We start from the raw sequence: 23,590 nt of genomic DNA, 5'->3' as shown, positions 1-23,590 counted from the left end.
TCAATCGAGCCGAAGCCTGGATTCGGCGAAGGCGTACATCGGACGCCAGAGCGTGCGGTTAAACAAGGTGACGAACAGGGACATCACGGCAATGCCGAGAATGATCTTCGGGAAGTCACCCGCGGCGGTGGTCTGCGCGATATAGGAGCCCAGACCGTGGGCGACGACTTTGGTGTCGCCCCACTGGACGTACTCCGCGACGATGCTCGCATTCCACGCCCCACCCGACGCGGTGATCGCACCGGTGACGTAATACGGGAAAATGCCCGGCAACATCACCTTGCGCCACCACTGCCAGCCGCGAATGCGGAAGTTGGTGGCGACCTCGCGATAGTCGTTCGGATAGGCACTGGCGCCCGCAATCACGTTGAAGAGGATGTACCACTGCGTGCCGAGCACGATCAGTGGCGACAGCCAGATGTCCGGGTTCAGGTGAAAGCGCACGATCACGATCACGAACACCGGGAACAGCAGGTTCGCCGGGAACGCTGCGAGGAACTGCGCGAGCGGCTGGATCTTTTCGGCCAGCGCCGGCCGCAAGCCAATGAGCACGCCAATCGGTACCCAGATCACGGACGAAATCAGAATCAGCAGCGCCACGCGCAGCAGCGTGATCAGGCCCAGCACCAGCACATGTCCCACTTCGGCAAGGTCGACACCGGTACGGACATAGGTCACGACGCGATAGACGACATAGAGCGTGAGGAGAATCACGAGGATCCCCCAGATCATGTCGCCGGCCAGCGATGGCTTTGGGCGGCGTGGCATGCTGAAGCTGATGCGGCCCAGGCCCGGCAGGCGCATCGGCACGCGCGCCGCGTTGGCGAACAGCTTACCCATCGGCACGAGGCCGCGGTGAATCAGCCGCGTGCGACGCACGAGATCGAGCAGCCAGGACTCCGGTGCGTTACCGGAGCTGGTGTTCTCCATGCGGAACTTGTCGGCCCAGGCGACGAGCGGGCGGAACAGGAACTGGTCGTACGCGATGATCACGATCGTCATGGTCAGGATGACCCAGCCGATCGCATGCAGGTTCTTGTCGGAAATCGCCTGCGCCAGATACGCACCGATGCCCGGCAGCGTAATCGTGTTGTTGCCCACCGTGATCGCTTCGGAGGCCACCACGAAGAACCAGCCGCCCGACATCGACATCATCATGTTCCAGATGAGGCCTGGCATTGAGAATGGCACTTCGAGTTTCCAGAAGCGCTGCCAGCCAGTCAGATGGAAGCCACGCGAGACTTCATCCAGATCGCGCGGCACCGTGCGCAGCGACTGGTAAAAGCTGAAGGTCATGTTCCACGCCTGGCTCGTGAAGATCGCGAAGATCGCCGCGAGCTCCGCGCCGAGTACGCGCCCTGGAAACAGCGCGAGGAAGAACGTGACCGTAAACGAAATGTAGCCCAGCACCGGCACCGACTGCAGGATGTCGAGAATCGGCACCAGCACGAGGCCCGCGCGGCGGCTCTTCGCCGCGAGCGTGCCGTAGATCAGCGTGAACGCCAGCGACGCCACCATCGCCGCGAGCATGCGCAGCGTCGTGCGCAATGCGTATTCAGGCAGGCTTGCCGGGTCGAGCGAGATGACCTGGGTCTTCAATGTCGACATCGGCGCAAGCGTCTGGTGAAAACCGATCCCCACCGAAGCAATCACGCAGATGATCAGCGGGAAGGCGACAAAGTCCCAGCCGTTGGGCAGCAGGCGCCACGCGGAAGCATTGGCGGTGCGGTTTAGATTAAAACTGAAATTCATCAGGCGTCTCCCCGGTCACGGGTTTTTGAAGCATACGGAGCGACGCTTACCCAATGCGCGGCAGCGGGATCAAACACTCGCGACGAAAAGCTGAAATCACTCATGGCGAAACATAGGCGAACAAAAGAACGGCACACACGCCTGCGTCATCCGCTCACGCGTGTCATCGTCACCGATGACGGCGCCTGCGGATAACACAAGATCGGGAGAATTCAGGAAATGAGCGACTTGAAGCTCTGCCAGAGTGCGATCAGCTTGTGGGGCTCGCGGGCTTGCAGCGACAGCATGGCGTCGTAATGGACGCGCGATTCCTGGACGTGCGGCAGTTGCGACAGAAGGAGGCCGAAGTTCATGGTGTTTCTCCGAGCGTTTGGCTTAACGCGATTCACTGGAAGCCAGCAGACCCGGAGTGGCAGCGCGGCATGCGCGCGACGGCAACGATCTACTCGCTTCCTTCAGACAAAGGGAAGGTGCAGCGGCATAAAGAACAGGATGTGGGGTAACTGTCAGGGTCCATGGGACACTCCTTATCGGCGTCGACCGCGCGCGCATCAAATGCGCGCCGCGTGTGTTTGTCTACACGCCTGGCGCACGCCGGGACCATTCCAGCGCGCGCGCAAGCGCAGCCACGAGCGAGGCTCGCGACACGAAGCCACAATGAACGCGCGGCATCGCTGTGTTCATGTGGCTCTGATAAAGGTGCACGGAGAGATTGATTACTACGGCGCGCACCGTCTGCCTGCTGGCAAGACGGCGGCGTAAAGAATACAGCGCGGGCGTCCTGCTAGTCAGGCGGCGAATCTGATCGAAGATCGACTACTGCTACTGTCCAAGGCATTAGCCCCATTTGTGACGACGCGGAATTCTAGACATTTTGAGAACCAAAAGTCAACTTGATTCGCTAAGCAAAGCCACTTCAATCGGGCTCTGTTACGCGATGCTTTTGGCGGCTTACGTCGCGCCTACGATGACGAGAGAAGCGGCTGGGTGAACACCCAGCCGCGAGGCCGAAGCCTACAGATTGATCTGGCCGCCCAGTTCGACGACGCGATTCGCCGGCAAACTATAGTATTCGGCCGCCTGTGCCGCATTCCGGCCAAGGAACGCGAACAGCTTCTCGCGCCACAGCGCCATGGCCTTGCTCTCCCCCGTGGCAAGCACCGTGTCGCGCGCGAGGAAGAAGGACGTATCCTGCGGTTCGTATTGCCAGTCAGGGATCTTCTTCGCGACCAGTTGCAGGATGCCCGGCACATTGGGAATCTCCATGAAGCCGTTGCGCACGGTGACCGAATAGCAGCCATAGCCCATGTCTTCCACGGCGACTTTCTGATCGTCGTGCACGTGCGGGACGTTGTCGGTCATGCCGGCCATGAAGATGTTGATGCTGTGCATCACCCGATTGTGCTTGAGGTTGTGCATGAACGCAGACGGCGTCATGCCTGCCACTCCACCCGGAAACACCGCCGTGCCATCGACACGCGGCGGCGGATGCGAACCGCCGCACAGCGACTTGATCAGTCCCGCGAGCGGAATGTTGTCGGTCTTCATGCGCTCCACCACCAGCTCGCGGCCGCGATGCCAGGTGGTCATCACCGTGAACAACAGGCCACCGGCCAGCAACGGGAACCAGCCGCCTTCGAATACCTTGCTGACATTGCTCGAGACGAACACCGCGTCGACCAGCACTAACGGCCCGATGACGACGAAGGTCGAGAGCGCTTTCCACTTCCACAGCGAATGCGTGATGAAATACATCAGCATCGTGGTCAGCAGCATCGTCGAGGCGACGGCAATACCGTAGGCCGCAGCCAGATTGTCGGAGGACTTGAAGAACACCACCAGAAATACGACCGCGGCGTACAGCGACACATTGATGAACGGCACGTAGACCTGCCCTACCTCATGCGTCGACGTATGGACGACGGGGATACGCGGCAGAAAGCCGAGCTGGACCGCCTGCTTGGTCATCGAGAACGCGCCGGAAATCACCGCCTGCGAGGCGATGATGGTGGCAGCGGTAGCCAGCAGAACCAGCGGCACGAGCGCCCAGCCGGGCGCCGACTCGAAGAACGGCTGCTCCACCGCTGCGGGCCGCGCCAGCACCAGCGCGCCCTGGCCGAAGTAGTTCAGTACGAGACTCGGCAACACCAGCAGCAGCCAGGCGAGGCGAATCGGCTTCTTGCCGAAGTGCCCCATGTCCGCGTAAAGCGCTTCGCCCCCGGTCAACGCGAGAAACACCGAACCGAGCACCACGAAAGCCGTGCCGGGTGCGTGAGCGACGAAACGCACGGCAAAAAGCGGCGAGACGGCTTCGATGATGGCTGGACCCGTCACAATATGCAGCAAGCCCAGCGCCGCCAGCGTGACGAACCAGACGATCATCACCGGCCCGAAGACCTTGCCGACCGTCCCCGTGCCCCGCTTCTGCAGCTTGAACAGGCCGGTGAGAATGACGAGCGAGATGGGCACGATCCACGCCGTCAATTTCGGATCGACCAGCGTGACGCCTTCCACCGCCGAGATAACCGAGATCGCCGGCGTAATCATCGAATCGCCGTAGAACATCGCGGCGCCGAACACGCCCAGCGTGAGCAGCACCGGCGAGAGACGCGCCGGCGCCACGCGCGACGCCAGTGCGGTGAGCGCGAGAATACCGCCTTCACCATCGTTGTCCGCGCGCATCACGAAGCTCACATACTTGAGCGTGACCACCACGATGATCGACCAGAGAATCAGCGACACGATACCAAACACATTAGGCTGGCTGATGCCGCCCGCGGCTTTCAGACATTCGCGTAATGTGTAGAGCGGGCTGGTGCCGATGTCGCCGAACACCACGCCGATTGCGCCCAACACGAGACTGGGCGCGGCGTTGACGGTCTGGGTCGTGGGGCTGGTGACAGATGAGGACATAGGGTGTCGTAAGTTAAATGAAAATAACGGCATGCCTGACCGTATTGGCGCCTGACGGAAATACGGCCCTCGCACCAGCGGAACAACAACTAGCTTGTAGCAGGTTCTTGATACAACGCGATGAAAATATGTCACAGCGGCGGGATTGTCTCGCTCACTCGCTGGTTTGCGCGAGGCCTTATCTGAGCTTCCAGATGCCCCAGATTGCAATGGCCAGCGCCAGGCCGAAACCACCGCCCAACAGAATGTATGTATCCATTTCAACGTCCTCGAAAGAAAGTTGCGTCGCGGGTCGTGTACGTTTTCCGCACCCTCAAGCGCCGAATACTACCTTCGGTTCCTTTCAGAAGCTAACGCTGGTGGGGTCATGGTGGCCACAGTCGCCATCCATGCGTACTGTCGCCACGATGGCTGTGACATTGGGCAGATTAGAATCCAATCCTTCAGGATAACGTAGTAGTTTTAGAGTGCGCCGCAATGCCCGAATACCGGTTGGCTGACCGCAAATGAAAAAGCCCGCGTGGCGACTGCCAGCGGGCTTTCCATATGCTTGGTTGCGGGGATAGGATTTGAACCTATGACCTTCGGGTTATGAGCCCGACGAGCTGCCAGACTGCTCCACCCCGCGTCAGAGAAAACGGATTGTATAGAGATGTCGGCAGATCGTCAAACAAACATGCAGATTATTTTTTCGGGCTCACAAATCGGCAACCGAGGCGCCTTCAACCTTGCCGTCGATGATGTCTGCGCCGTATTGGCTAGCACTACGCTTGGCGATGCCGAAATCGGAGAAGGTGGCGGGCCGCACGAGTCGAAACACGCGGCTTGCCTTCGAGCCGCTAATCGCACCCGGGCGGCAGACGCGCACGGCCACGTCATAGCCTTCGGCGTGCCGCTTGTGACCGTCGAACTTGTCGAACTCCCGCGAGAACACCAGCGGATGCACTTCGAAGTCCTTATAGATAGCCGGATAGAGTTCAGCCATGGCAATTCCCCGATACGTGAGTATTGAACCCACTATACGCCGTGCAATGAGAGCGCCGGCGATTTATTTTGCGGTGCGTGGCGGGGTGGCGGACGGCTGCGTTTTCCTGCTTCCCGTTCCTGCTGTGTCAGCACCCGGCATCGCAGTGCAGCACACGACTAGCCTGGCGCAGGGCCTAATGGTACAACCGGATCGCGGTAATATTCGGGCAACATCCCGCGTAGGCGTGCTCCACATGGACCGCCCGCAGCACAGGAACTCGCCCAGCATCCGACACCAAAAGAGAAATGCCGATGAAAATCGCCACCTGGAACGTCAATTCACTCAAAGTCCGCCAGCAGCATGTAATCGACTGGCTCGAAACGAGTCAGACCGACGTCCTCGGCCTGCAGGAACTCAAACTGACCGACGACAAATTCCCGCGCGCCGAGCTCGAGGAGAAGGGCTACCGGAGCTGGTTCGCCGGCCAGAAGACCTATAACGGTGTGGGTATTCTGGTGCGCGATGGGATAAGCGTCGACGAAAGCACTATCGTGCGCAATATCCCTGGCTTCGAGGATCCGCAGCAACGCGTGATTGCCGCGACGATCGAGGGCGTGCGCGTGATCTCCGCCTACTTCCCCAACGGCCAGGCGCCGGGCACCGACAAGTTCGCCTACAAGCTGCGCTGGCTTGAAGCGCTGCACGATTGGCTGGTGGGCGAACTCAAGCAGTACCCCAAGCTCGCGCTGGTCGGCGATTACAACATCGCACCGGAAGATCGCGATGTCCACGATCCGAAAGCGTGGGAAGGACAGAACCTGGTTTCGCCCGAAGAGCGTGCCGAATTCATCCGCCTCATCGGCCTGGGGCTTACCGACGCGTTCCGCATGTTCGATCACCCGGAAAAAGTGTTCTCGTGGTGGGATTACCGGATGATGGCGTTTCGCCGCAACGCGGGCCTGCGTATCGACCACATCCTTTTGTCCGAGCCGCTTGCCAAGGCCTGCACCTCGTGCGAGATCGACAAGGTACCGCGCAAATGGGAACAGCCATCGGACCACGCACCCGTGGTCGCGCAGATTAGCTAGACACCGGACCGCTCAGACAGTCCCACAGGAACTCATACTCCATCGCGTCATGAACGGCCTGCTCCAGTTCATCGGAGCCGCCACCATGGCCGCCGTCGGTATTCTCCCGATACCAGACACGCTCCGCCCCCAACGCCTGCATGCGCGCCACCATCTTGCGCGCGTGTCCGGGATGGACGCGATCGTCGCTCGTCGAAGTCGTGAACAGCACCGGCGGATACGCCACCCCGGCACGCACCTGATGGTACGGTGAGTAAGCCGCGAGCACGCGCGCCTCATCCGGCTCGTCCGGGTCGCCGTACTCGTCGATCCATGAAGCACCCGCATGCAGCAGGTGATAGCGGCTCATATCGAGCAGCGGCACCTCGCACACCACCGCGCCAAACAGATCGGGACGCTGTACCATGCACGCGGCAACCAGCAGGCCGCCGTTGCTGCCGCCCTTGATGCCCAGCTGCGCGGCCGTGGTCACACCGTCGTCGATGAGCGCCTGCGCGACCGCGATGAAATCGTCGAAGGAACGCTGCCGGTTTTCGCCTTGTGCCGCGAGATGCCACTCGGTGCCGAATTCGCCGCCGCCACGGATATGCGCGACTACAAACACGCCGCCCTGTGCGAGCCAGCCAATCCCGGGGCCGGTCAGGTAGCTCGGCGTGAGCGGAATCGCGAAGCCGCCGTAGCCAGTCAGCAGACACGGACGTGCGCCTTCTGCCTGCCCCGTTTGCTGGGCGGCTTCAAGCAACGAACGCGGACCGATCACCGTGTACGGCACGCTCGTGCCGTCAGCGGAGCGCGCATGGTCCCGCTTCACCGCGTAAGGCGTGGCGTCGAACTGGGTCGGCCAGCGGTCGAGCAATTCCCATTCGGCCAGATTGTCCTGCGTGAGATCGGCGAGCCAGTACTCGGGCGGCAGCAGGTAATCGTCGACGTCGACAAACACCTCATCGTTGAGCGTCGGCTCGATCGGCGAGACGTCGACCTGCGAGCTCGCGCGGGCCGGAAACTCACGCGACGACCAGTGCCATTCGCCACTCTCAGACTGCTGCGGCTGCCAAAGCACCGTCTTACTCTGCACATCGTCGAGATACGAGACGATCAGATGGTGGCGCGTGTGGGTCCAATCGCATGCCGAGGTCTGCGCGTTCGGTGTGAAGAGCGAGACGAACCGGCGCTCGCCGGCCAGAAACTCGCGCTCCCGGATCGCCAGCAGTGCGCCGCCCGGATAGAGCGCGTCCCCGCATGACCAGTCGAGACGCGGCTCGAGCATCAGCCACCCTTCCCAGCCGCCCACCGCCACATGCTCGGGCACGTCATAGCGCTGCCACGCGCCGTCGGCGTCCAGGTAGTACGTTTCAGAGTCGAAAAAATCGACGCTGCGCACCACGGTATGGCGCAGATCGATCGGGTCGTAGTTCGCATCGACGCTAATGTCGTCGAAATCTCCACGAAACACGACCGGCGCATCGGCGAGCGCAGTGCCGCGCGTCCAGCGCCGCACTTCACGCGGATAGCCCGAGCGCGTCAGCGTCTTGCCGCCTTTGTCCCAACCGACGTAGACCGTATCGCGATCGATCCACGACACCGCATGCTTGCCCGCCTTGGGGACGCTAAAGCCATCGCTCAGGAAGCGTTGCGCGTCGACGTCGAATTCCCGTACCACCACCGCGTCCGATCCTCCGGGCGACAACGTCACAAGCGCGCGATCGCCGTCCGGATAGAGAATGTCGAGTTCGACGCAAACCCACGGCGTGCCCTCTGCTTGCCCGAGCGCATCGAAGTCGAGCAGGTTCTGCCAGACCGGTTTGCCGTTGCGCCAGCTCGCCCATGACGTGCGTCGCCAGATGCCTTTGGGATTGCGCTCGTCCTGCCACAGGTCGTAGGCCCAGTCTTGCCAGCGATCGGGAATCACGGGCCGTTCACGCGGCAGATAGGCCTCGGCGAGACGTTGTGTGAGGGTATGGAAGCGTGCACCGCTGCACCATGCTGCGCGCGTGCGGGCATTCTGCTGCTCGACCCAGGCCATGGCGGCCGGGTCGTCGAGCAACTCGAGCGACTGATAAGGATCGGGAGATTGCGGCCAGTGAGGCCCGGAAGACGAACTCGAAGTTGAAGCGGAAGCAGGCATGGTAGGCCGTCGTAACTGAACAACGACGATTATGCCTTGTGATCAGCCTGGCGCTCGCGAAGCGGTGTGACCGCGTGGTCAGGCTGCATGCGTCGGGACCCTGGGCGCCACACGGAATAACTTGCCCAAGAGGCAGGACCGGGCCGACGCTGCGTCGCAGCGCCGGCCCATTGCTCAGGCCCGCATCAAGGCTCGAGGTTGAGCTCCTGGATCTTGCGCGTGATCGTATTGCGGCCAATGCCCAGCCGCTCGGCAGCCTCCACCTTGCGGCCGCGGGTGAAATCGAGCGCCTCGCGAATCACCGCAGCCTCAAAGCGCCGGGCGAGTTCGTCCATCACATCGGGCGCGTTCTCGCGCAACATCCGTGCGACTTCGGTGCGCAGTCCGCTTTCCCAGGCACTGACGGTCGCAGCGACCGTCATGCCCGGTATCACCGGCAAATGCGACGATACTGCAGCGCCGTTCGCGGCCGACTGACCCGCTACACCGCTGCCCGAATCCCCCGCCAACCCACCGCCTGCCGCGATCTCAACCGAGCCTGCCTGCGCCGGCACCAGATCGGGCGGCAGATCCTTGATCTCGATGGTCTGCGCCGGCGCCATCACGGTCAGCCAGTTGGCGAGATTCTCGAGCTGCCGCACGTTGCCCTGAAACGGCAGCGACGCGAGATAAGCCAGCGCTTCCTCGGACACCCGCTTCGGCTCGACGCCCAGATCACGCGCGCTCTTCTGCAGAAAATGGCGCGTCAGCAAAGGAATGTCTTCACTGCGTTCGCGCAACGCCGGCAAGCGCAGCCGGATCACATTCAGGCGGTGATACAAGTCCTCACGGAACAGGCCCTGACGCACGCGCGATTCGAGATTCTGGTGCGTAGCGGCAATCACCCGCACATTCGCACGCAGCGGATTGTGCCCGCCGACCCGATAAAACTGCCCATCGGACAGCACGCGAAGCAACCGCGTTTGCAGATCGAACGGCATATCGCCGATTTCGTCGAGAAACAGCGTGCCATTCTCGGCCTGTTCGAAGCGCCCTTGACGCATCGCCTGTGCGCCGGTGAAGGCACCACGTTCGTGGCCGAATAGTTCGGACTCCAGCAGATCCTTCGGAATCGCCGCGGTGTTCAGTGCGATGAACGGACCGTTCGCGCGTGGGCTATGTCGGTGCAAGGCGCGCGCCACAAGTTCCTTACCGGTGCCTGATTCGCCGGTAATGAGCACGGTTGCTGCAGAATGGGACAGGCGGCCGATGGCCCGAAACATGTCCTGCATCGCCGGCGCCTGGCCGAGCATTTCCGGTGCATCGGCGACGCGCTCGTCCCACGTCTGCTCGCCACGCATGCTTTCGTCGACCGCGCGGCGAATCAGTTCGACCGCCTTGTCGACATCGAATGGCTTGGCGAGATATTCGAAGGCGCCGCCCTGAAATGCAGCAACGGCACTGTCGAGATCCGAGAACGCGGTCATGATGATGACGGGCAAGCCCGGCACCTTGTCGCGCACCGTCTGCAGCAATTCGAGGCCCGAACCGCCGGGCATGCGAATGTCGGACACCAGCACCTGTGGGCTGTCGTGATCGAGCGCGGCTGCCGCGTCGCGCACGTTCGCGAAGCTGCGTGTCGCGAAGTTCTCACGGGCGAGTGCCTTTTCGAGCACCCAGCGTATCGATTGATCGTCGTCTACTATCCAGATCGGCTTCATATGGTCGGTCAGAAGTCTTTAGGTGCGCTTTTGACGCATGTGGTATTAGCAGTCGAGCGGCAGCAAAATCTGAAACTCGGTGTGACCCGGACGGCTTTCCACTTCGATCAAACCATCGTGCTGCTGCACGAAAGTCTGCGCGAGCGTGAGACCCAGACCGCTTCCATCGTCGCGCCCCGAAACGAGCGGATAAAAAATGCGGTCACGGATGTCTTCTGGAATGCCTGGTCCGTTGTCGATGATATGCAAGTCCAATGCCAGCTTACATAAACGTTTCGCAATGGTGATCTTGCGCGCCACGCGCGTACGCAATTCAATGCGTGCGTCACCCTGCGAAATCCGTTCGCGCAGCGCTTCCGCTGCATTACGAACGATATTGAGCACTGCCTGAATCAGTTGTTCCTTGTCGCCGCGCAGATCGGGCACGCTCACGTCGTAGTCGCGTTCGATGGTGAGGCCGCGCGGAAACTCCGCGAGAATCACGGCCCGCACGCGTTCGCACACTTCGTGAATATTCACGTCGCCCACGATATGCGGATGACGATGCGGTTCGAGCAGCCGGTCGACCAGCGTCTGCAGCCGGTCCGACTCCTTGATGATGACCTGGGTGTACTCGCGCAACTCGTCGCGCTCACGTACGCCCAGTTCGAACTCCAGCAGTTGCGCCGCGCCGCGAATGCCGCCGAGCGGATTCTTGATTTCGTGCGCGAGATTGCGGATCAGTTGCTTGTTGACCGCGGTCAGATCGTTGATACGCTCTTCGCGGTCGGTGCGCAGGTGGCGCTCGTTTTCGAACAGTTCGAGCAGGACATAATCCGGCGCACCTTCCAGGTAACCCACGATCGCATGCACATGCAGCGGCTCGTGGCCCTGACGCTCCAGCACGGCATCAAGGTGCGTCGCATGGAAACGGTGTTCGGCAATCGAGGCGACCGTCGCGATCAGTTCGTCTGAATTCGCGAAGATGTCCGGCCACGCCATCTGTGTCAGTTGCCGGCGCGAGAGATCGAGCATCGCCTCCGCGGAAGGATTCGCAAACGCGACGCGCAGCGTGCGCTTGTCGAGCACGAGCACGACCGTCGGCAAAGCCTCGAACCCCGTCAGCAAACCGGAATCCACCAACTGTGCGTTTTCCGACAGCGGCTCGGCATGCCCTTTTCTTGCTTTGATCAGATTCTTCAGAACCATCTTGCAGTCTGGCCGATGAGAGATGGTGATACGACAGACGACGCGCACGTTGGTCTCGTGAACCGCAGCGCAAACGTTGCCTCGTGCTCAACAAAAAAGGGACGGCGCCGCCGTCCCTTTGTGACCCGCATTCGATCAGTCACGAGCGTCGGGCGCGCGCTTCGCCACTTGCGCGGCGAAGCGCTATCGCCGCTTACAGCGAGTAGTACAGTTCGAACTCGACCGGGTGCGTGGTCATACGCACGCGTTGCAGTTCCGCTTCCTTCAGTTCCAGGTAAGCGTCGATCATCGCATCCGTGAACACTCCGCCACGCGTCAGGAACTCGCGGTCGGTGTGCAGCGCTTCCAGCGCCTGGTCGAGGCCAGCACACACGGTCGGGATCTTTGCATCCTCTTCCGGCGGCAGGTCGTACAGGTTCTTGTCAGCGGCTTCGCCCGGATGGATCTTGTTCTGCACACCGTCCAGACCTGCCATCATCAGTGCCGAGAAGCACAGGTACGGGTTAGCCATCGGATCTGGGAAGCGCGTTTCGATACGGCGGCCCTTCGGGTTGCTCACGTGCGGAATACGGATCGATGCCGAACGGTTACGCGCCGAGTAAGCGAGCTTGACCGGTGCTTCGAAGTGCGGCACGAGACGCTTGTACGAGTTCGTCGTCGGGTTCGTGATGCCGTTCAGCGCGCGGGCGTGCTTGATGATGCCGCCGATGTAGTACAGCGCGAATTCCGACAGGCCGGCATACCCGTTGCCTGCGAACAGGTTCTGGCCGTCCTTCCAGATCGACTGGTGAACGTGCATGCCCGAACCGTTGTCGCCGACCACCGGCTTCGGCATGAACGTCGCCGTCTTACCGTACGTGTGCGCGACGTTATGGACGATGTACTTCAGTTGCTGCGTCCAGTCAGCGCGCTGCACGAGCGTCGAAAACTTGGTGCCGATTTCGTTCTGGCCCATGCCCCCGACTTCGTGGTGGTGCACTTCGACCGGAATGCCGATCTGTTCGAGCAGCAAACACATTTCCGAGCGAATGTCCTGGAACGAATCGACCGGCGCGACCGGGAAGTAGCCGCCCTTCGTGCCCGGACGGTGACCCGTGTTGCCGCCTTCGAATTCCTTGCCCGACGACCAGGGTGCTTCTTCCGAACCGATCTTCACGAAGCAGCCCGACATGTCCGTGTTCCACTGGACCGAGTCGAAAATGAAGAATTCAGGTTCCGGACCGAAGAAAGCCGTGTCGCCAAGGCCCGTGCTCTTCAGATAGGCTTCGGCGCGCTTTGCCAGCGAACGCGGGTCGCGCTCGTAGCCCTTGCCGTCAGACGGCTCGACCACGTCGCAAGTCAGAACGAGGGTCGACTCTTCATAGAACGGGTCGATGAAGGCTGTGCCAGCATCCGGTACGAGCAGCATGTCAGACGCTTCGATGCCCTTCCAGCCGGCAATCGATGAACCGTCAAACGCATGGCCGCTCTCGAACTTGTCTTCGTCGAATGCCGACACCGGCACCGAAACGTGTTGCTCTTTGCCGCGCGTGTCGGTGAAACGGAAGTCGACAAACTTGACGTCCTCGTCCTTGACGATTTGCATGACGTCGGCCACGGATTTACTCATAACCTATCTCCTGATTAACGAATTCGGCGGATTTAGCCGCCGCCCAAATCTAGCTGACCCGTCCCGGCACGTCTACCTCGCATTTCTGCAATATTGCCGCAGGCGCCGAAAGCCGGTGACCGAATCGATCGGCACCACATAAGCACCTTCTGTGCCATGTGTGCGCCAAGCCGGCGCAAAGGCCTACCGCCACGCGCATTTGCGGGGAATCGCCGCACCCCGACAAGCGTGAACGAACCCTCTTTCCCGAGACGTCAGCACCATCATAGGGCAATCCCGAAATGCGCATCGGGCGAAATCCCAGTTTTGGGGCAGTCGATGTATTTTGCACCCGCTTGGGGCATTCGACCTGCTGGTTGGCCTGCTCGGCGCCGTGGCCTGTGCAGCACCCATGAAGGACCCGCCGCGCTAGAATCATCTTTTGGTCCGAAGGAGATTTGCTGTCATGAGTACGCTCGAACAGTTGTATGCCCAGGCCGAGAAGCGCCGCCTCGACAACCAGTTGCCCTACGCCGGCGCGTTGTCGCCGGCCGAGGCATTCGAGCTCCTTCAACTCGATCCACGCACCCGCCTCGTCGACGTACGCACGCGTGCGGAACTCGATTGGGTCGGCCGGCCGGTAATCGGCGACGGCCAGTACGCTCATGTCGAGTGGACCCGCTATCCGGGTGCCGTGCCAAATCAGGAATTCCTGCAGCAACTGGGCCAGAACGCCAGCACCGACACGCCCGTGCTGTTTCTGTGCCGCAGCGCCGCGCGCTCGAAGCTCGCCGCCATTGCTGCGACGCAGGCCGGCTTCACCAAGGCGTTCGACCTGCTGGAAGGTTTTGAAGGCGACAAGGACGGCCAGGGGCATCGGAAGACGGTCTCGGGCTGGTGTTTCCGCGGTTTGCCATGGATCGGCGCATGAGGCCTGATTAAAGCCTGGTAAAAGCCGCGCCCGTATGGAGAACCGACTAGAGCGCGCCTGAAGCAGCACGCTTGAAGCAGCACGCGCCAACGACACATTGACTCTATCGTCGGCGCGGCATGTGACACTGCGATGATGCGGCCTCGCGCCCGCTCAAGCGGTGGATGTCACCGCTTCGATCGCTTTAATCATCGGGCGCCGCCCGAGAGGCGCCCGATGAACTCAAAGCGCGGCGGCGATACCGAAGACGTGCAACTTGCCGGCGCTGACCTGCCTTGGCAAGGTCACACTCACCACCACTTTGCCCGGCGTGAGCGGCACTTTCTGCGCAAACAGATAAGTCTTCACGGCGTTGTTGGTGCCATCGCCGGCATTGCGGTACGTGGTTGTCAGCGCAATGGGATCCACCGGCGCAGCACTGCCTCCATTGAGGGTCCAGTCGTCGAAGGCAAGCGTGAACGGTGTGGTCGTGCCGTCAGCATAGGTCACGAGAGCGGCGCCCGAGCCAGGACCGTTGTTGGCCGAACCCAGCAGAACCAGCGAATTGCCTCTCGTACCCGGCGGCATCGCGATAGTCTGCCCAACCGCAACGGCGTTATCGAGCGGGCCGCCGGACAGGATAAAGCTGGCGCCATCGAAGACGAACGGTTTGCCGGGTCCCGCGCCGGCCGCCGTCAATGCCTGCGACGAGTAGCTGTAGAGCGAGCCGTCGAAGTCCGCGCCCAGGCCGTCCGTATCGGTACTGCCGTCCGTGCTGATGCCGTGGTTGTTGAATGCATCCGCCACGTTCCGCGCGACCGGCACACCATATGACGGCGGCGCGTCGGCAGCGTTGGATCCCCAGTCCGAAGGCGACGAACCCATCACGAAGTTCAGCGTCGCTCCGTCGGCCAGCGCGTCGACGTCGAGCCACGAACTGCTGTGGGCGGCGCCATTGACGCTCAGGCTTTGCACGTAATTCGCGTCGGGTGCGCCGGGTGCCCGGATTCGCAGCGTCTTGCCGTTCCCCAGGTGAACGGTAATCGACGAAAACTGCGGACTGCCGATTGCGAAGCCGCCGACACCAGGAATCTCCGGATAGAGGCCGAGCGCACCCCACACATACCATCCCGACACAGCCCCCAAGTCGTCATTGCCGGGCAAACCGTTCGGCCCTGTGCCGAAGGCGCTGGCCATGATTTGCTGTACGACGTTCTGCGTACCGGACGGCGAGCCAGCCCAGTTGTACAACCAGGGCACCTCGAAGGTCGGTTCGTTGCCCATATAGAAATTGGGCAGGCTCGTCCCCGCGTTTAACACCGTGAAGAACGTGTTCAGCCGTGACACGACAGTCGTATTGTCGCCAAGTTGAGCAAACAGTCCCGCAGGGTTGAACGGCACCATCCACGTGTACTGCTCTGCGTTGCCCTCCACGTAGTTGTCGGTACTGCTCTGCGTTTCCGGGATCCAGCTGCCGTCCGAATTGCGCCCGGCGTTAATCGGTGGTGTCAACGACGTGTTGAGCACGTTTTGCCAGTAAGCCGAGCGGCTCCGCAGCATTTTCTGGATCGTCGAGTTGCCCAGTTCGCCGGCAAACTGCGAAATGGCGAAATCGCTGCTGGCATATTCCAGCGTGGACGACGCCTGCCCCCATTCGCCGCTCGTAATGTAGCCGAACTGCAGATAGCTGGCGCGGCCGCCGTTCGTCGTCACCCCATTGCAGGCGGTACCTGGAATGTTGGCCATCTGGATCATATGGTTCAACGCGCCCGTTGTATCGAAGTTGCGTGCGCCGAATCCGTATGCGCCCGCCAAAATCAACGACCCGGCATCACCCGGCATTACGCCGTCTTCGACGTTGTTATTGACCCAATGTGGAATCGCGCCGCACTGGTCCGCATCGTTCACGAGCGACTGCGCCATGTCGCTGGTCTCCTGAGGAAACAGCGTGGCCTTGAGCGGAATCAGCGAACGGTAGATGTCCCAGCCCGAAAAGCTGGTGTACTGCGCAGCGTGGCCTGCGCTGACCTTATGGACTTGCTGGTCGAAGCCAATATATTGGCCATTCACATCGCTGAATACGCTCGGCGCCCAGGACGCGTGGTAGAACGCCGTATAAAACTTGGTCAGCGCAGTGGTGTCGCGGCTGCTCACCTGAATGGTATTGAGGCGTTGATTCCATATCGCATCGGCCACCGCCTTCACACCATAAAAATCCCACGACGGATTTTCCTTCTCAAGATTAGCTTTCGCATTGGCGACACTCACGTATGAAATACCGATTTTCATGAGAACCGTCTTGCCTTTACCGAAATTCAGCACGGCAACGCCATTACTAATGGAAGATGTTGACGCGAATGGCTGGCTGAACTGCGCATAAAAATAGACCGGTACGTTCGTTGAATTGCCGCAAAAATGGCCGCCGGTTGTACTGCCCGAAACAGTTTGGGCGTCCACCTGGGTGACCGCGCCGGCAACGCCCGATTCCGTATTGGTATAGGTCGTATTGAGCACGAGCGTCGACGGTTGCTGATCCGGATACGTGAAGCGACCGAAGCCGGTGCGCAGGGTCGCTGTCAACTCGACCTTGATCTGGTTGTCGAGCAGCACGGAATAGGCGCCCGCTACCGCCTTCTCGTTGGCGTGGTTAAACGTTTGCGCGAGCGGCTTAGTGGCATCCAGCGTCGGCATCACAGGGAATTCCCCGTCGTTGCCGGAACAACCTGCGCCGCTCATATGCGTCAGGCTGAAGCTCTGGATCGAACCGATGTCATAGTAATAACCGGCCGGCGAACCGGGCTCCGCGCTGTTCGACGGCGCTGTGGTGGTATTCGTATCAGGCGCCCATTGCACCATGCCGTTCGGCAGGCCGGCTGCGGGCACCACACTGCCGGCTTGCCCTGCGGGCACCGGATTCGGAGAATTGCTGGCCAACGTGCCGATCAGCGGATTGACGTATTGGGTCAAGCGCATGGAGGCCTGGTCGGCTGCGGGGATTTGTGCAGCGTCATTCGTGGCCGCTGAGCTTGAATCGCTAGAACTGCCGCCCGCGCCACCCTCACCTGTGCTGCCAAGCTGTTTGGCCGCGACTGCAGCACTCCCAGCGCCAGCAGAGCCCGGACTATCTCCTCCACAACCCGCCAAAGCACCTATCAAGATCAGAGCGACCGAAAGACGGCGTAAAGCTATCATGGTTGTCTCCTGAATATTGTTTAGTCATCCGAATCATCATTTTGAGAATGAGGCAATGACTGGAGGCCATGCTATACGACGGGTTCAAATGGCGTCAACTGATTATCCATTGCCCATTTCTGTTTATTTGAATTTACTAAACAAGCTAATATCCTTTCAAAACCATTAAGCAATCGCTTCGATTGGATAAATGGGACTGCAGGCGCAACCTGACTATGCAAGACGCATTTAATTTAATGAATTCCGGAAATGATACCAATGCGGTGAATGAGAGGAATTTTTAGAAATCCGCATGAGTCACGTGCTATTCCCGCAGCTACCGCAATGCGGCAATGGGTCGTGGTCAGTGCCGGGCAGTCTTTGCCATCGGGATGCCGGGACGGCCGGTCTGCCGTGTCCGCAGCGCGCGCACGACAACTATGGGCGAATCGGCGTACGCGCGCGGGGCTTTGAGTCTGCACCGCCAGAGGTTCATTCTGTGGTGCAGCAAACCGGGCAGGCCCAGCCCTCAGCTACGCGGCTTGCCTGCGGCCGCCGCCGCTTCCGGCTCGACGATATCGCCACCGAGCAGATGCACGCCCTCGCGCAGCTTCACGAACGCTGCGGCGACCGCCTCCGGCTCGCCCTTCACACCCAGATCGATATGCCGCCGCGCATAGATGCCGCCGCGCTCCGCATCGCCGACGCTCGGCAAGCTGAACACCCGCACGCTGGGGAAATCATGCTCGATCTTTTCCATCAGCGGCGTCAGCGTCGATTCCGGCAGCTCGAACACCAGCAAGGACTTTTCCGCGTGCGGCATGGCGTGGTGCAGATGCGCGTACTTCGTGTCCAGCACCCACTCGATCATCGGCCACGCCATCACCGGGAAGCCCGGCACGAAGTGGTGATCGCCCACCGAAAAGCCTGGGATCTTGTTGTAGCCGTTCGGAATGATCGACGCGCCCTGCGGATACGTGCCCATGTTGAGACGGTGACGATTGTCCGGCGAATCGAGATCCACGGGGTTGGGCGAACTGGCCGGATGCGTGTCGCGAATCCGTTCGCGGATCAGCTCCGCCGCTTCCGGATGCAACTCGAGCGGCACGCCGAGCGCGGCGGCCGCGCACTGACGCGTGTGATCGTCCGGCGTGGCGCCGATGCCGCCCGTCGAGAACACGATGTCGCCGGAGGCGAAGCTGCGGCGCAGCGTAGCCGTGATGCGCTCCGGCTCGTCGCCGATGTACTCAGCCCAGCCGAGCGACAGGCCGCGCGCGGTCAGCAGTTCGATAACCTTCGGCAGGTGCTTGTCGACCCGCCTGCCCGACAGGATTTCGTCGCCTATGATGATGACGCCAAATGCCATTGCCGCCTCGCAGATAAATTCAGTAGGGAACCACGGACGCCGCGTGACGGGCGCCCTGCTCTTCCGCGCGCATGCGCTGCAACGCGCGCAGACAGTAATAGCCGAACCATAGCGCCGAAAAGACGAGGATGAACGCATAGATCCAGATCGTCACGGCCGTGATCACGGGGAACAGCACAATCAGCCAGACCGACGTGGCCCATAGCAACGTCGGCAGCGAACCCAGCAAGCCGCTTGCGACGCCGATCAGCAGCAGCGGCAAGCGGTAGCGCCGCACCAGCGCGCGCCGCTCGTCGCGGCTTGCATGCAAGGCGAGCGCGTCGTATGTCATCACCCGGTAGGTGAGCCAGCCCCACAGCAGCGGCGGAATCAGCGCGAAGAACGGCGGGATCAGCCACAACGGCAACGTGACGACCAGCAACACGAGGCAGACGAGTGTGGTCCAAAGCGCCTGCGCGAGACTACCGTACCACGTTCCGCCACGGCGCATCTCGAGGCCGACGAATTGCCGCGCGGACAGATGACGGATCACGCCCGGCATCGACAGCGTGGCGATCAGCAGCAGGATGGTCACCACGATCAGCGGAATTGCCACAGCAATCACAATGAATGGCGCGAGCACGGCATGCAGCGCAGAAAAACCGAGCCAATCGAACAGGTGATAAAGGGTGGTCGTGAACGACCAGCTTTCGAGCCAGACGCGTGTCGTGCCGATCAGCGTTTGCCAGGAAAACCAGAGAATCACGCCCCATACGACCGTCGCCGTAAAAAACGGCAAGAAGGTCAGCCAGAGCATGCGCGGGTGGAGCGCGCTTGCCAGCGCGCGGCCGAACGAGCGCAACAGATCATTCATGCGAGCCAGTGCGAGTGAGCGAAACGATAGGACAAAAGCAAGCCGGGAAAAATCCAGCGCGAAAAAGCGACGCGCGAAGTCTGCACAGGATAAACCACGCAACGGAGCGTCGGTAGTGCCTCACTCCGTGCCGCCGGTACCAGGGGCGGACGGGGAGGTAAAAATGGCGGATCAGACTGAGGCGGGGTCGTTGCCCGAAGCGCTGCGGTTCTTCTGCGACAGGCGTCCGGCGATGCGCACGAACGCCAGCCCGTGCTGGGCACAGAAGCCTTCGCCGTATTGCCGGCCGTCGAGCTGGTCACGAATGCCGGTCGGCTCAATCTCGCGGTTCCACGACACGCTGCCGAACAGCATGTCCCACCAGGGAAACAGCACCCCGAAGTTGCAGCCGTACTTCAGACCTTCATGGCCGTAGCCCATCGCATGATGGCGCCGATGGAACGTGGGACTGACGACGAGCCGTTCGCCCAGCCAGCCGAAATACAGCCGGATATTCGCGTGCTGCACGCTCTGCGCGAGATTGGTGATCGCCACCAGTACAACGAACTGCGACGGCGGCACGCCGATCACCAGCGCGATGGCCGCAAAGAACGACGCTTGCAGCAGATCGTCGAGCAAATGATTGCGGTCATCGGACCAGAGTGACATCTGCCGCTGGCTGTGATGCACCGCATGCAGTTCCCACCAGAGCCCGATGCGATGCTCCCAGCGGTGGTACCAGTAGCCGGCGAAATCCAGCACCAGCAGATAGAGCAGGAACGTGACGACGGGCTGCGTGGTGACGCCGGGCCACAGATTGTCGAAGTCGACGTTCGAGATATCGTGCAGGCGTAGCCACGCCTGCACGTTGTCGAACAGGGGCCGCAGCGCAAAGAAGAAGAGCAGGTTCAGGATGCCGAGTTTCGCGATCCACGTGTAGATCACGTCGACGCGCACCGCCTTGCGGTTCTCCCACCGCTCGGCCGGACGCAACGCCTCGAGCGGGCGCAGCAGCGCGTACATCGCCAGCACTTCGAAGACACCGACGATCACCCAGTAGAGGCTGTCGTACGTGTCCTCGTCGTAGTCCATCAGATTGAAGCGGAACAGCAGCGGCTGCACCACGTCGACGTACAGCATGGTCTGCACCGCCGAGACCAGGCTATCGAGCGCCGAGACGATCAGATGCAGCATGCTGCCCGTCCTCGTCCTGCCTCGCCTTGCGCCGCCGGCCCGCCCTGCTGCCCACTCATGCGCCGTTGGGCGCCGTTACCGGCGCGCGGTCGTAGAAATAGATGCCGTGCGGCGAGCGGCCCACAGCGATCGTCTGGATCAGCTTGCGCGTGGTCAGATCGATGATGCCGACGTGCTTCGCAAAACGGAACGTGACCCACAGATAGCGCTTGTCCGCCGACAGTTCCATGTCGTCCGGCCCCGGCATCAGCCCGGTGATATCGCCGACGTTGGTGAGCGTGTCTTCGTCGATGATGCTGATGGTGCTCGCGACGCGATTGGACACTGCCACGTGCTTGCCATCGGCAAGCGAGCGGAAGTTGTGCGCGCCGTTGCCGGTCTGGATCGTCTTGACGATCTTCTGGTTGCGCCAGTCCACCACCGCGACGTAATCCGCGCCGGTCATGCCGATCAGCAGATATTTGTCGCCGGGCGTCATCCACAGGCCGGCCGGCACCTTGCCGACTTTCATCTTCCACTTGACCTGCTGGGTCGCGAGATCGATCGCGGCCAGTTCGCCCGAAACCTGCAACGTGACGAACACGGTTTTGCTGTCGTTCGAAAACGCCATATGGCTCGGCATCACGGCGAGCGGCAGGCGACTCGCGAGCGTCATGTCGTGCCCGTCATAGTGGTAAATGTCGAGGCGGTCGAGCCGCAAGCCCGTTGTCACGACCCACTTCTTGTCAGGCGAGAAACCGATCTGATACGGATCTTCGATGTTCTCGACCCAGCGCTGCACCTTGCCGGTTTTCGGGTCGACGAACATCAGGTTGTTCGAGACCGAATTCGCGACGATCAACGAGGAATTGTCCGGCGTCGCCATCAGGTGATGCGGCTCTTTGCCGGTCGGCACCGTTCCGACCAGCTGGTGCGTCGCCTCGTCGATCAGGCTGAGCGTGGCTTCGCCGGAATTGAGCACAATCACGTTGCTGGCGTGGGCGGCCGGGGAAAACAGGCCTGCAGCGGCCACCAGCGCGGCGCTGGCGGCGAACGTGGCGGAGAGGCCGGGAAAAAGAAATTTGCGCATGAAAGCTCACTTCGGAGAACAGCCGGCATTGTAGACCGTTTGTAAGCGTGCACGGTTGATGCAAGTCGGGGTTTGAGCGGCGGCAAACACGCGCGGGAGACCGGGGTGGCTGGGTCATGGGACATCCTGGCTTGGCTGTGTGGTCGAGCCTGACGCTCGCTATCGAGGAACGACCCGGAAAAACAATTGGAAGCGGTTTGCTTTTATAGCGTTCGGGTTAATGCAGCCGCGCCTGACATATTAATCACAAATCAACAAAACTTAACTTTCTTATTTACTCGCGGTATCAATAAGAATTGATGAGATGTTTCTCTATTGTTCCTATTTTAAAACATTGATTTACATTCATAAAAACAAAATCACGTCTGCGCACACGATTTAAGAATTAACTTATATCGACCCAAGGCCGCCCAGCCTGACAATGCCGCCGATCATCGCCCATACCCTTAATCCCTGTGGAAACAAGCGCGTGACGCATTCGATCTGGACGCGCAGAAAATTTCAGCAGGACCTAAACAGCCGGAATAACCGCGGTCGGTATGTCAAATTTTGTGCGCGACCTATAAGGGCGATGGCGCCGTTACCAGATCAGAATGTAATTACGCGTTATCCACGTGAGTAACACCGCGGAGTTTGTTAAAGAATGAACAGAATTCACAAATCGGTTTGGAATGAAACGACGGGCGCGTGGGTCGCCACGTCGGAAACGGCACGCTCGAAGACCAAGCGTGGGACCTCGCGCAAGCTGGTGATGGCGCAGGCGGTGTTGGCGGGGGCGGTGTTGATGGCCGGTGGGTCGGCAGCGTATGCGGCTGGCGATGCGGCTACTGCATTTTTTGATGCCACCGGCGGGAATCCGTCAACGGACCACACCGCGGCAGCAGGAGGCGTGGCATCGGTTGCCGCTGGCGTAAATGCGGCAGCAGTGGGCAACAGTTCCACCGCCATCGGCGCCTCGTCGTGGGCTCTGGTTGATTTCAGCACGGCGGTCGGCGACCTGGCGACGGTATATGGCGTCAACGGGACAGCTATTGGCACAGGTGCAGTAGCAAAGGGGTCCAATTCGGTTGCGATCGGCTATGCTGCGACCGCCGCGAGCCCCAACAGCGTTGCACTGGGTGCAAATTCGACCACGGGTGCCGACCTCACCACGACTGCTTACACGCCGAACGGTCCTGGCGCCACGGCGATCGCAGCGGCAAGCGCAGCAGGCGAAGTCTCAGTGGGCTCCGCAGGACAGGAACGGCGCGTGACCAACGTCGCCGCCGGCTCGGCCCCCAGCGACGCGGTCAACGTCAGCCAGTTGAGTGCGGTCGACGCCGAGGTCAGCAACGTCAACGGCCAGGTCACCACGATCAGCGGCCAGGTCAACAACCTCAGCAACCAGGTCACCACGATCGGCGGCCAGGTTAGCAGCATCAGCACCGAGGTCAACGACATCGCCCAAAGCGGCACGATGCACTACTTCAAGGCAACCGGTCTCACTGACGGCACAGACGACGCAGCCGCCAGCGGCAAGCAAGCGGTCGCGGCTGGTGCAAACGCCAGCGCAACCGGCGACAACTCGACTGCGCTCGGCGCCAATTCCGTTGCCAGCCAGTCGGGCGATACCGCAGTCGGCGACGGCGCGCTCGCATCCGGCCCGGCCGCGACGGCAATCGGCACCAATGCATCCGCAACGGCGCTCGGTAGCGTCGCGCTTGGCAACTTCTCGACCGCCACGTCCG

At 61.2% G+C, this 23,590-nt stretch carries 15 protein-coding genes, 1 tRNA gene and 1 pseudogene; 3 read left to right on the top strand and 14 right to left on the bottom strand.

The annotated features are described in order from the left end of the window. The 5 genes from P3T40_RS09285 to P3T40_RS09265 form a co-directional block, all read right to left on the bottom strand. On the bottom strand, positions 1-1,752 hold the full coding sequence (locus tag P3T40_RS09285; protein WP_429267397.1) for an ABC transporter permease: 1,752 nt from the start codon (positions 1,750-1,752) through the stop codon (positions 1-3). A gap of 212 nt (positions 1,753-1,964) precedes the next feature. Beyond that, complete coding sequence (locus P3T40_RS09280) at positions 1,965-2,105, bottom strand: hypothetical protein (RefSeq protein ID WP_429267396.1); 141 nt, start codon at positions 2,103-2,105, stop codon at positions 1,965-1,967. A 661-nt stretch (positions 2,106-2,766) separates the two neighbouring features. Beyond that, positions 2,767-4,665 (bottom strand): potassium transporter Kup, encoded by a 1,899-nt coding sequence (locus P3T40_RS09275; protein ID WP_429267395.1) that lies wholly within the window; start codon positions 4,663-4,665, stop codon positions 2,767-2,769. 551 nt (positions 4,666-5,216) lie between these two features. Continuing rightward, positions 5,217-5,293: transfer RNA gene (locus tag P3T40_RS09270), tRNA-Met, on the bottom strand. Positions 5,294-5,362: 69 nt separating this feature from the next. Then, positions 5,363-5,650 (bottom strand): hypothetical protein, encoded by a 288-nt coding sequence (locus tag P3T40_RS09265; RefSeq protein ID WP_074299926.1) that lies wholly within the window; start codon positions 5,648-5,650, stop codon positions 5,363-5,365. Between the two features lie 293 nt (positions 5,651-5,943). Between P3T40_RS09265 and xth the strand changes: the two genes are divergently transcribed. Next, entirely contained in the window at positions 5,944-6,720 is a 777-nt protein-coding gene (gene xth / locus P3T40_RS09260) for an exodeoxyribonuclease III (protein WP_429267394.1), read from the top strand. On the opposite strand, the gene P3T40_RS09255 is transcribed toward xth, so the two are convergent. The 4 genes from P3T40_RS09255 to glnA form a co-directional block, all read right to left on the bottom strand. Further along, positions 6,713-8,845: a prolyl oligopeptidase family serine peptidase gene (locus P3T40_RS09255; protein WP_429267393.1), complete on the bottom strand. Its 2,133-nt coding sequence runs from the start codon at positions 8,843-8,845 to the stop codon at positions 6,713-6,715. The genes xth and P3T40_RS09255 overlap by 8 nt on opposite strands. Before the next feature lie 185 nt (positions 8,846-9,030). Continuing rightward, a complete protein-coding gene (gene ntrC, locus P3T40_RS09250) occupies positions 9,031-10,545 on the bottom strand; it encodes a nitrogen regulation protein NR(I) (protein ID WP_429267392.1) in 1,515 nt (504 codons plus the stop codon). 45 nt (positions 10,546-10,590) lie between these two features. After that, positions 10,591-11,733 carry a nitrogen regulation protein NR(II) gene (glnL, locus tag P3T40_RS09245; protein ID WP_429267391.1) on the bottom strand — a complete coding sequence of 381 codons (1,143 nt, stop codon included), beginning with the start codon at positions 11,731-11,733 and terminating at the stop codon, positions 10,591-10,593. 193 nt (positions 11,734-11,926) lie between these two features. Continuing rightward, a complete protein-coding gene (glnA, locus tag P3T40_RS09240) occupies positions 11,927-13,342 on the bottom strand; it encodes a type I glutamate--ammonia ligase (RefSeq protein WP_429267390.1) in 1,416 nt (471 codons plus the stop codon). A gap of 445 nt (positions 13,343-13,787) precedes the next feature. Between glnA and P3T40_RS09235 the strand changes: the two genes are divergently transcribed. Next, positions 13,788-14,252, top strand: a complete 465-nt coding sequence (locus P3T40_RS09235; RefSeq protein WP_429267389.1) for a rhodanese-like domain-containing protein — start codon at positions 13,788-13,790, stop codon at positions 14,250-14,252. Positions 14,253-14,474: 222 nt separating this feature from the next. Here the strand turns inward: P3T40_RS09235 and P3T40_RS09230 are convergent, their stop codons facing one another. The 5 genes from P3T40_RS09230 to P3T40_RS09210 form a co-directional block, all read right to left on the bottom strand. Continuing rightward, the gene (locus P3T40_RS09230; protein ID WP_429267388.1) at positions 14,475-17,423 is read right to left on the bottom strand and encodes a GH92 family glycosyl hydrolase; all 2,949 of its coding nucleotides are present in this window, start codon (positions 17,421-17,423) and stop codon (positions 14,475-14,477) included. 508 nt (positions 17,424-17,931) lie between these two features. Beyond that, positions 17,932-18,768 carry a competence/damage-inducible protein A gene (locus tag P3T40_RS09225; RefSeq protein ID WP_429267387.1) on the bottom strand — a complete coding sequence of 279 codons (837 nt, stop codon included), beginning with the start codon at positions 18,766-18,768 and terminating at the stop codon, positions 17,932-17,934. A gap of 19 nt (positions 18,769-18,787) precedes the next feature. After that, on the bottom strand, positions 18,788-19,621 hold the full coding sequence (locus P3T40_RS09220; RefSeq protein WP_429267386.1) for an EI24 domain-containing protein: 834 nt from the start codon (positions 19,619-19,621) through the stop codon (positions 18,788-18,790). A gap of 171 nt (positions 19,622-19,792) precedes the next feature. Beyond that, positions 19,793-20,794, bottom strand: coding sequence for a sterol desaturase family protein (locus P3T40_RS09215; RefSeq protein WP_429267385.1), 1,002 nt, complete (start codon positions 20,792-20,794; stop codon positions 19,793-19,795). A gap of 55 nt (positions 20,795-20,849) precedes the next feature. After that, positions 20,850-21,863 carry a beta-propeller fold lactonase family protein gene (locus tag P3T40_RS09210; protein ID WP_429267384.1) on the bottom strand — a complete coding sequence of 338 codons (1,014 nt, stop codon included), beginning with the start codon at positions 21,861-21,863 and terminating at the stop codon, positions 20,850-20,852. A gap of 643 nt (positions 21,864-22,506) precedes the next feature. Between P3T40_RS09210 and P3T40_RS09205 the strand changes: the two are divergent. Further along, positions 22,507-23,583, top strand: a pseudogene (locus P3T40_RS09205) (ESPR-type extended signal peptide-containing protein); the annotation flags it as partial. Positions 23,584-23,590: the final 7 nt, after the last annotated feature.

Source organism: Paraburkholderia sp. EB58 (genome assembly GCF_050436665.1).
Taxonomy (GTDB): Bacteria; Pseudomonadota; Gammaproteobacteria; order Burkholderiales; family Burkholderiaceae; genus Paraburkholderia.
The sequence above is the reverse complement of the archived record's forward strand: the minus strand, read 5'-3'. Positions and strand labels throughout refer to the sequence as shown.

Excerpts from the sequence above, each read along its gene's own strand:
- P3T40_RS09285 (WP_429267397.1), bottom strand. The coding sequence starts at position 1,752 with ATGAATTTCAGTTTTAATCTAAACCGCACCGCCAATGCTTCCGCGTGG.
- P3T40_RS09280 (WP_429267396.1), bottom strand. The coding sequence starts at position 2,105 with ATGAACTTCGGCCTCCTTCTGTCGCAACTGCCGCACGTCCAGGAATCG.
- P3T40_RS09275 (WP_429267395.1), bottom strand. The coding sequence starts at position 4,665 with ATGTCCTCATCTGTCACCAGCCCCACGACCCAGACCGTCAACGCCGCG.
- P3T40_RS09265 (WP_074299926.1), bottom strand. The coding sequence starts at position 5,650 with ATGGCTGAACTCTATCCGGCTATCTATAAGGACTTCGAAGTGCATCCG.
- xth (WP_429267394.1), top strand. The coding sequence starts at position 5,944 with ATGAAAATCGCCACCTGGAACGTCAATTCACTCAAAGTCCGCCAGCAG.
- P3T40_RS09255 (WP_429267393.1), bottom strand. The coding sequence starts at position 8,845 with ATGCCTGCTTCCGCTTCAACTTCGAGTTCGTCTTCCGGGCCTCACTGG.
- ntrC (WP_429267392.1), bottom strand. The coding sequence starts at position 10,545 with ATGAAGCCGATCTGGATAGTAGACGACGATCAATCGATACGCTGGGTG.
- glnL (WP_429267391.1), bottom strand. The coding sequence starts at position 11,733 with ATGGTTCTGAAGAATCTGATCAAAGCAAGAAAAGGGCATGCCGAGCCG.
- glnA (WP_429267390.1), bottom strand. The coding sequence starts at position 13,342 with ATGAGTAAATCCGTGGCCGACGTCATGCAAATCGTCAAGGACGAGGAC.
- P3T40_RS09235 (WP_429267389.1), top strand. The coding sequence starts at position 13,788 with ATGAGTACGCTCGAACAGTTGTATGCCCAGGCCGAGAAGCGCCGCCTC.
- P3T40_RS09230 (WP_429267388.1), bottom strand. The coding sequence starts at position 17,423 with ATGATAGCTTTACGCCGTCTTTCGGTCGCTCTGATCTTGATAGGTGCT.
- P3T40_RS09225 (WP_429267387.1), bottom strand. The coding sequence starts at position 18,768 with ATGGCATTTGGCGTCATCATCATAGGCGACGAAATCCTGTCGGGCAGG.
- P3T40_RS09220 (WP_429267386.1), bottom strand. The coding sequence starts at position 19,621 with ATGAATGATCTGTTGCGCTCGTTCGGCCGCGCGCTGGCAAGCGCGCTC.
- P3T40_RS09215 (WP_429267385.1), bottom strand. The coding sequence starts at position 20,794 with ATGCTGCATCTGATCGTCTCGGCGCTCGATAGCCTGGTCTCGGCGGTG.
- P3T40_RS09210 (WP_429267384.1), bottom strand. The coding sequence starts at position 21,863 with ATGCGCAAATTTCTTTTTCCCGGCCTCTCCGCCACGTTCGCCGCCAGC.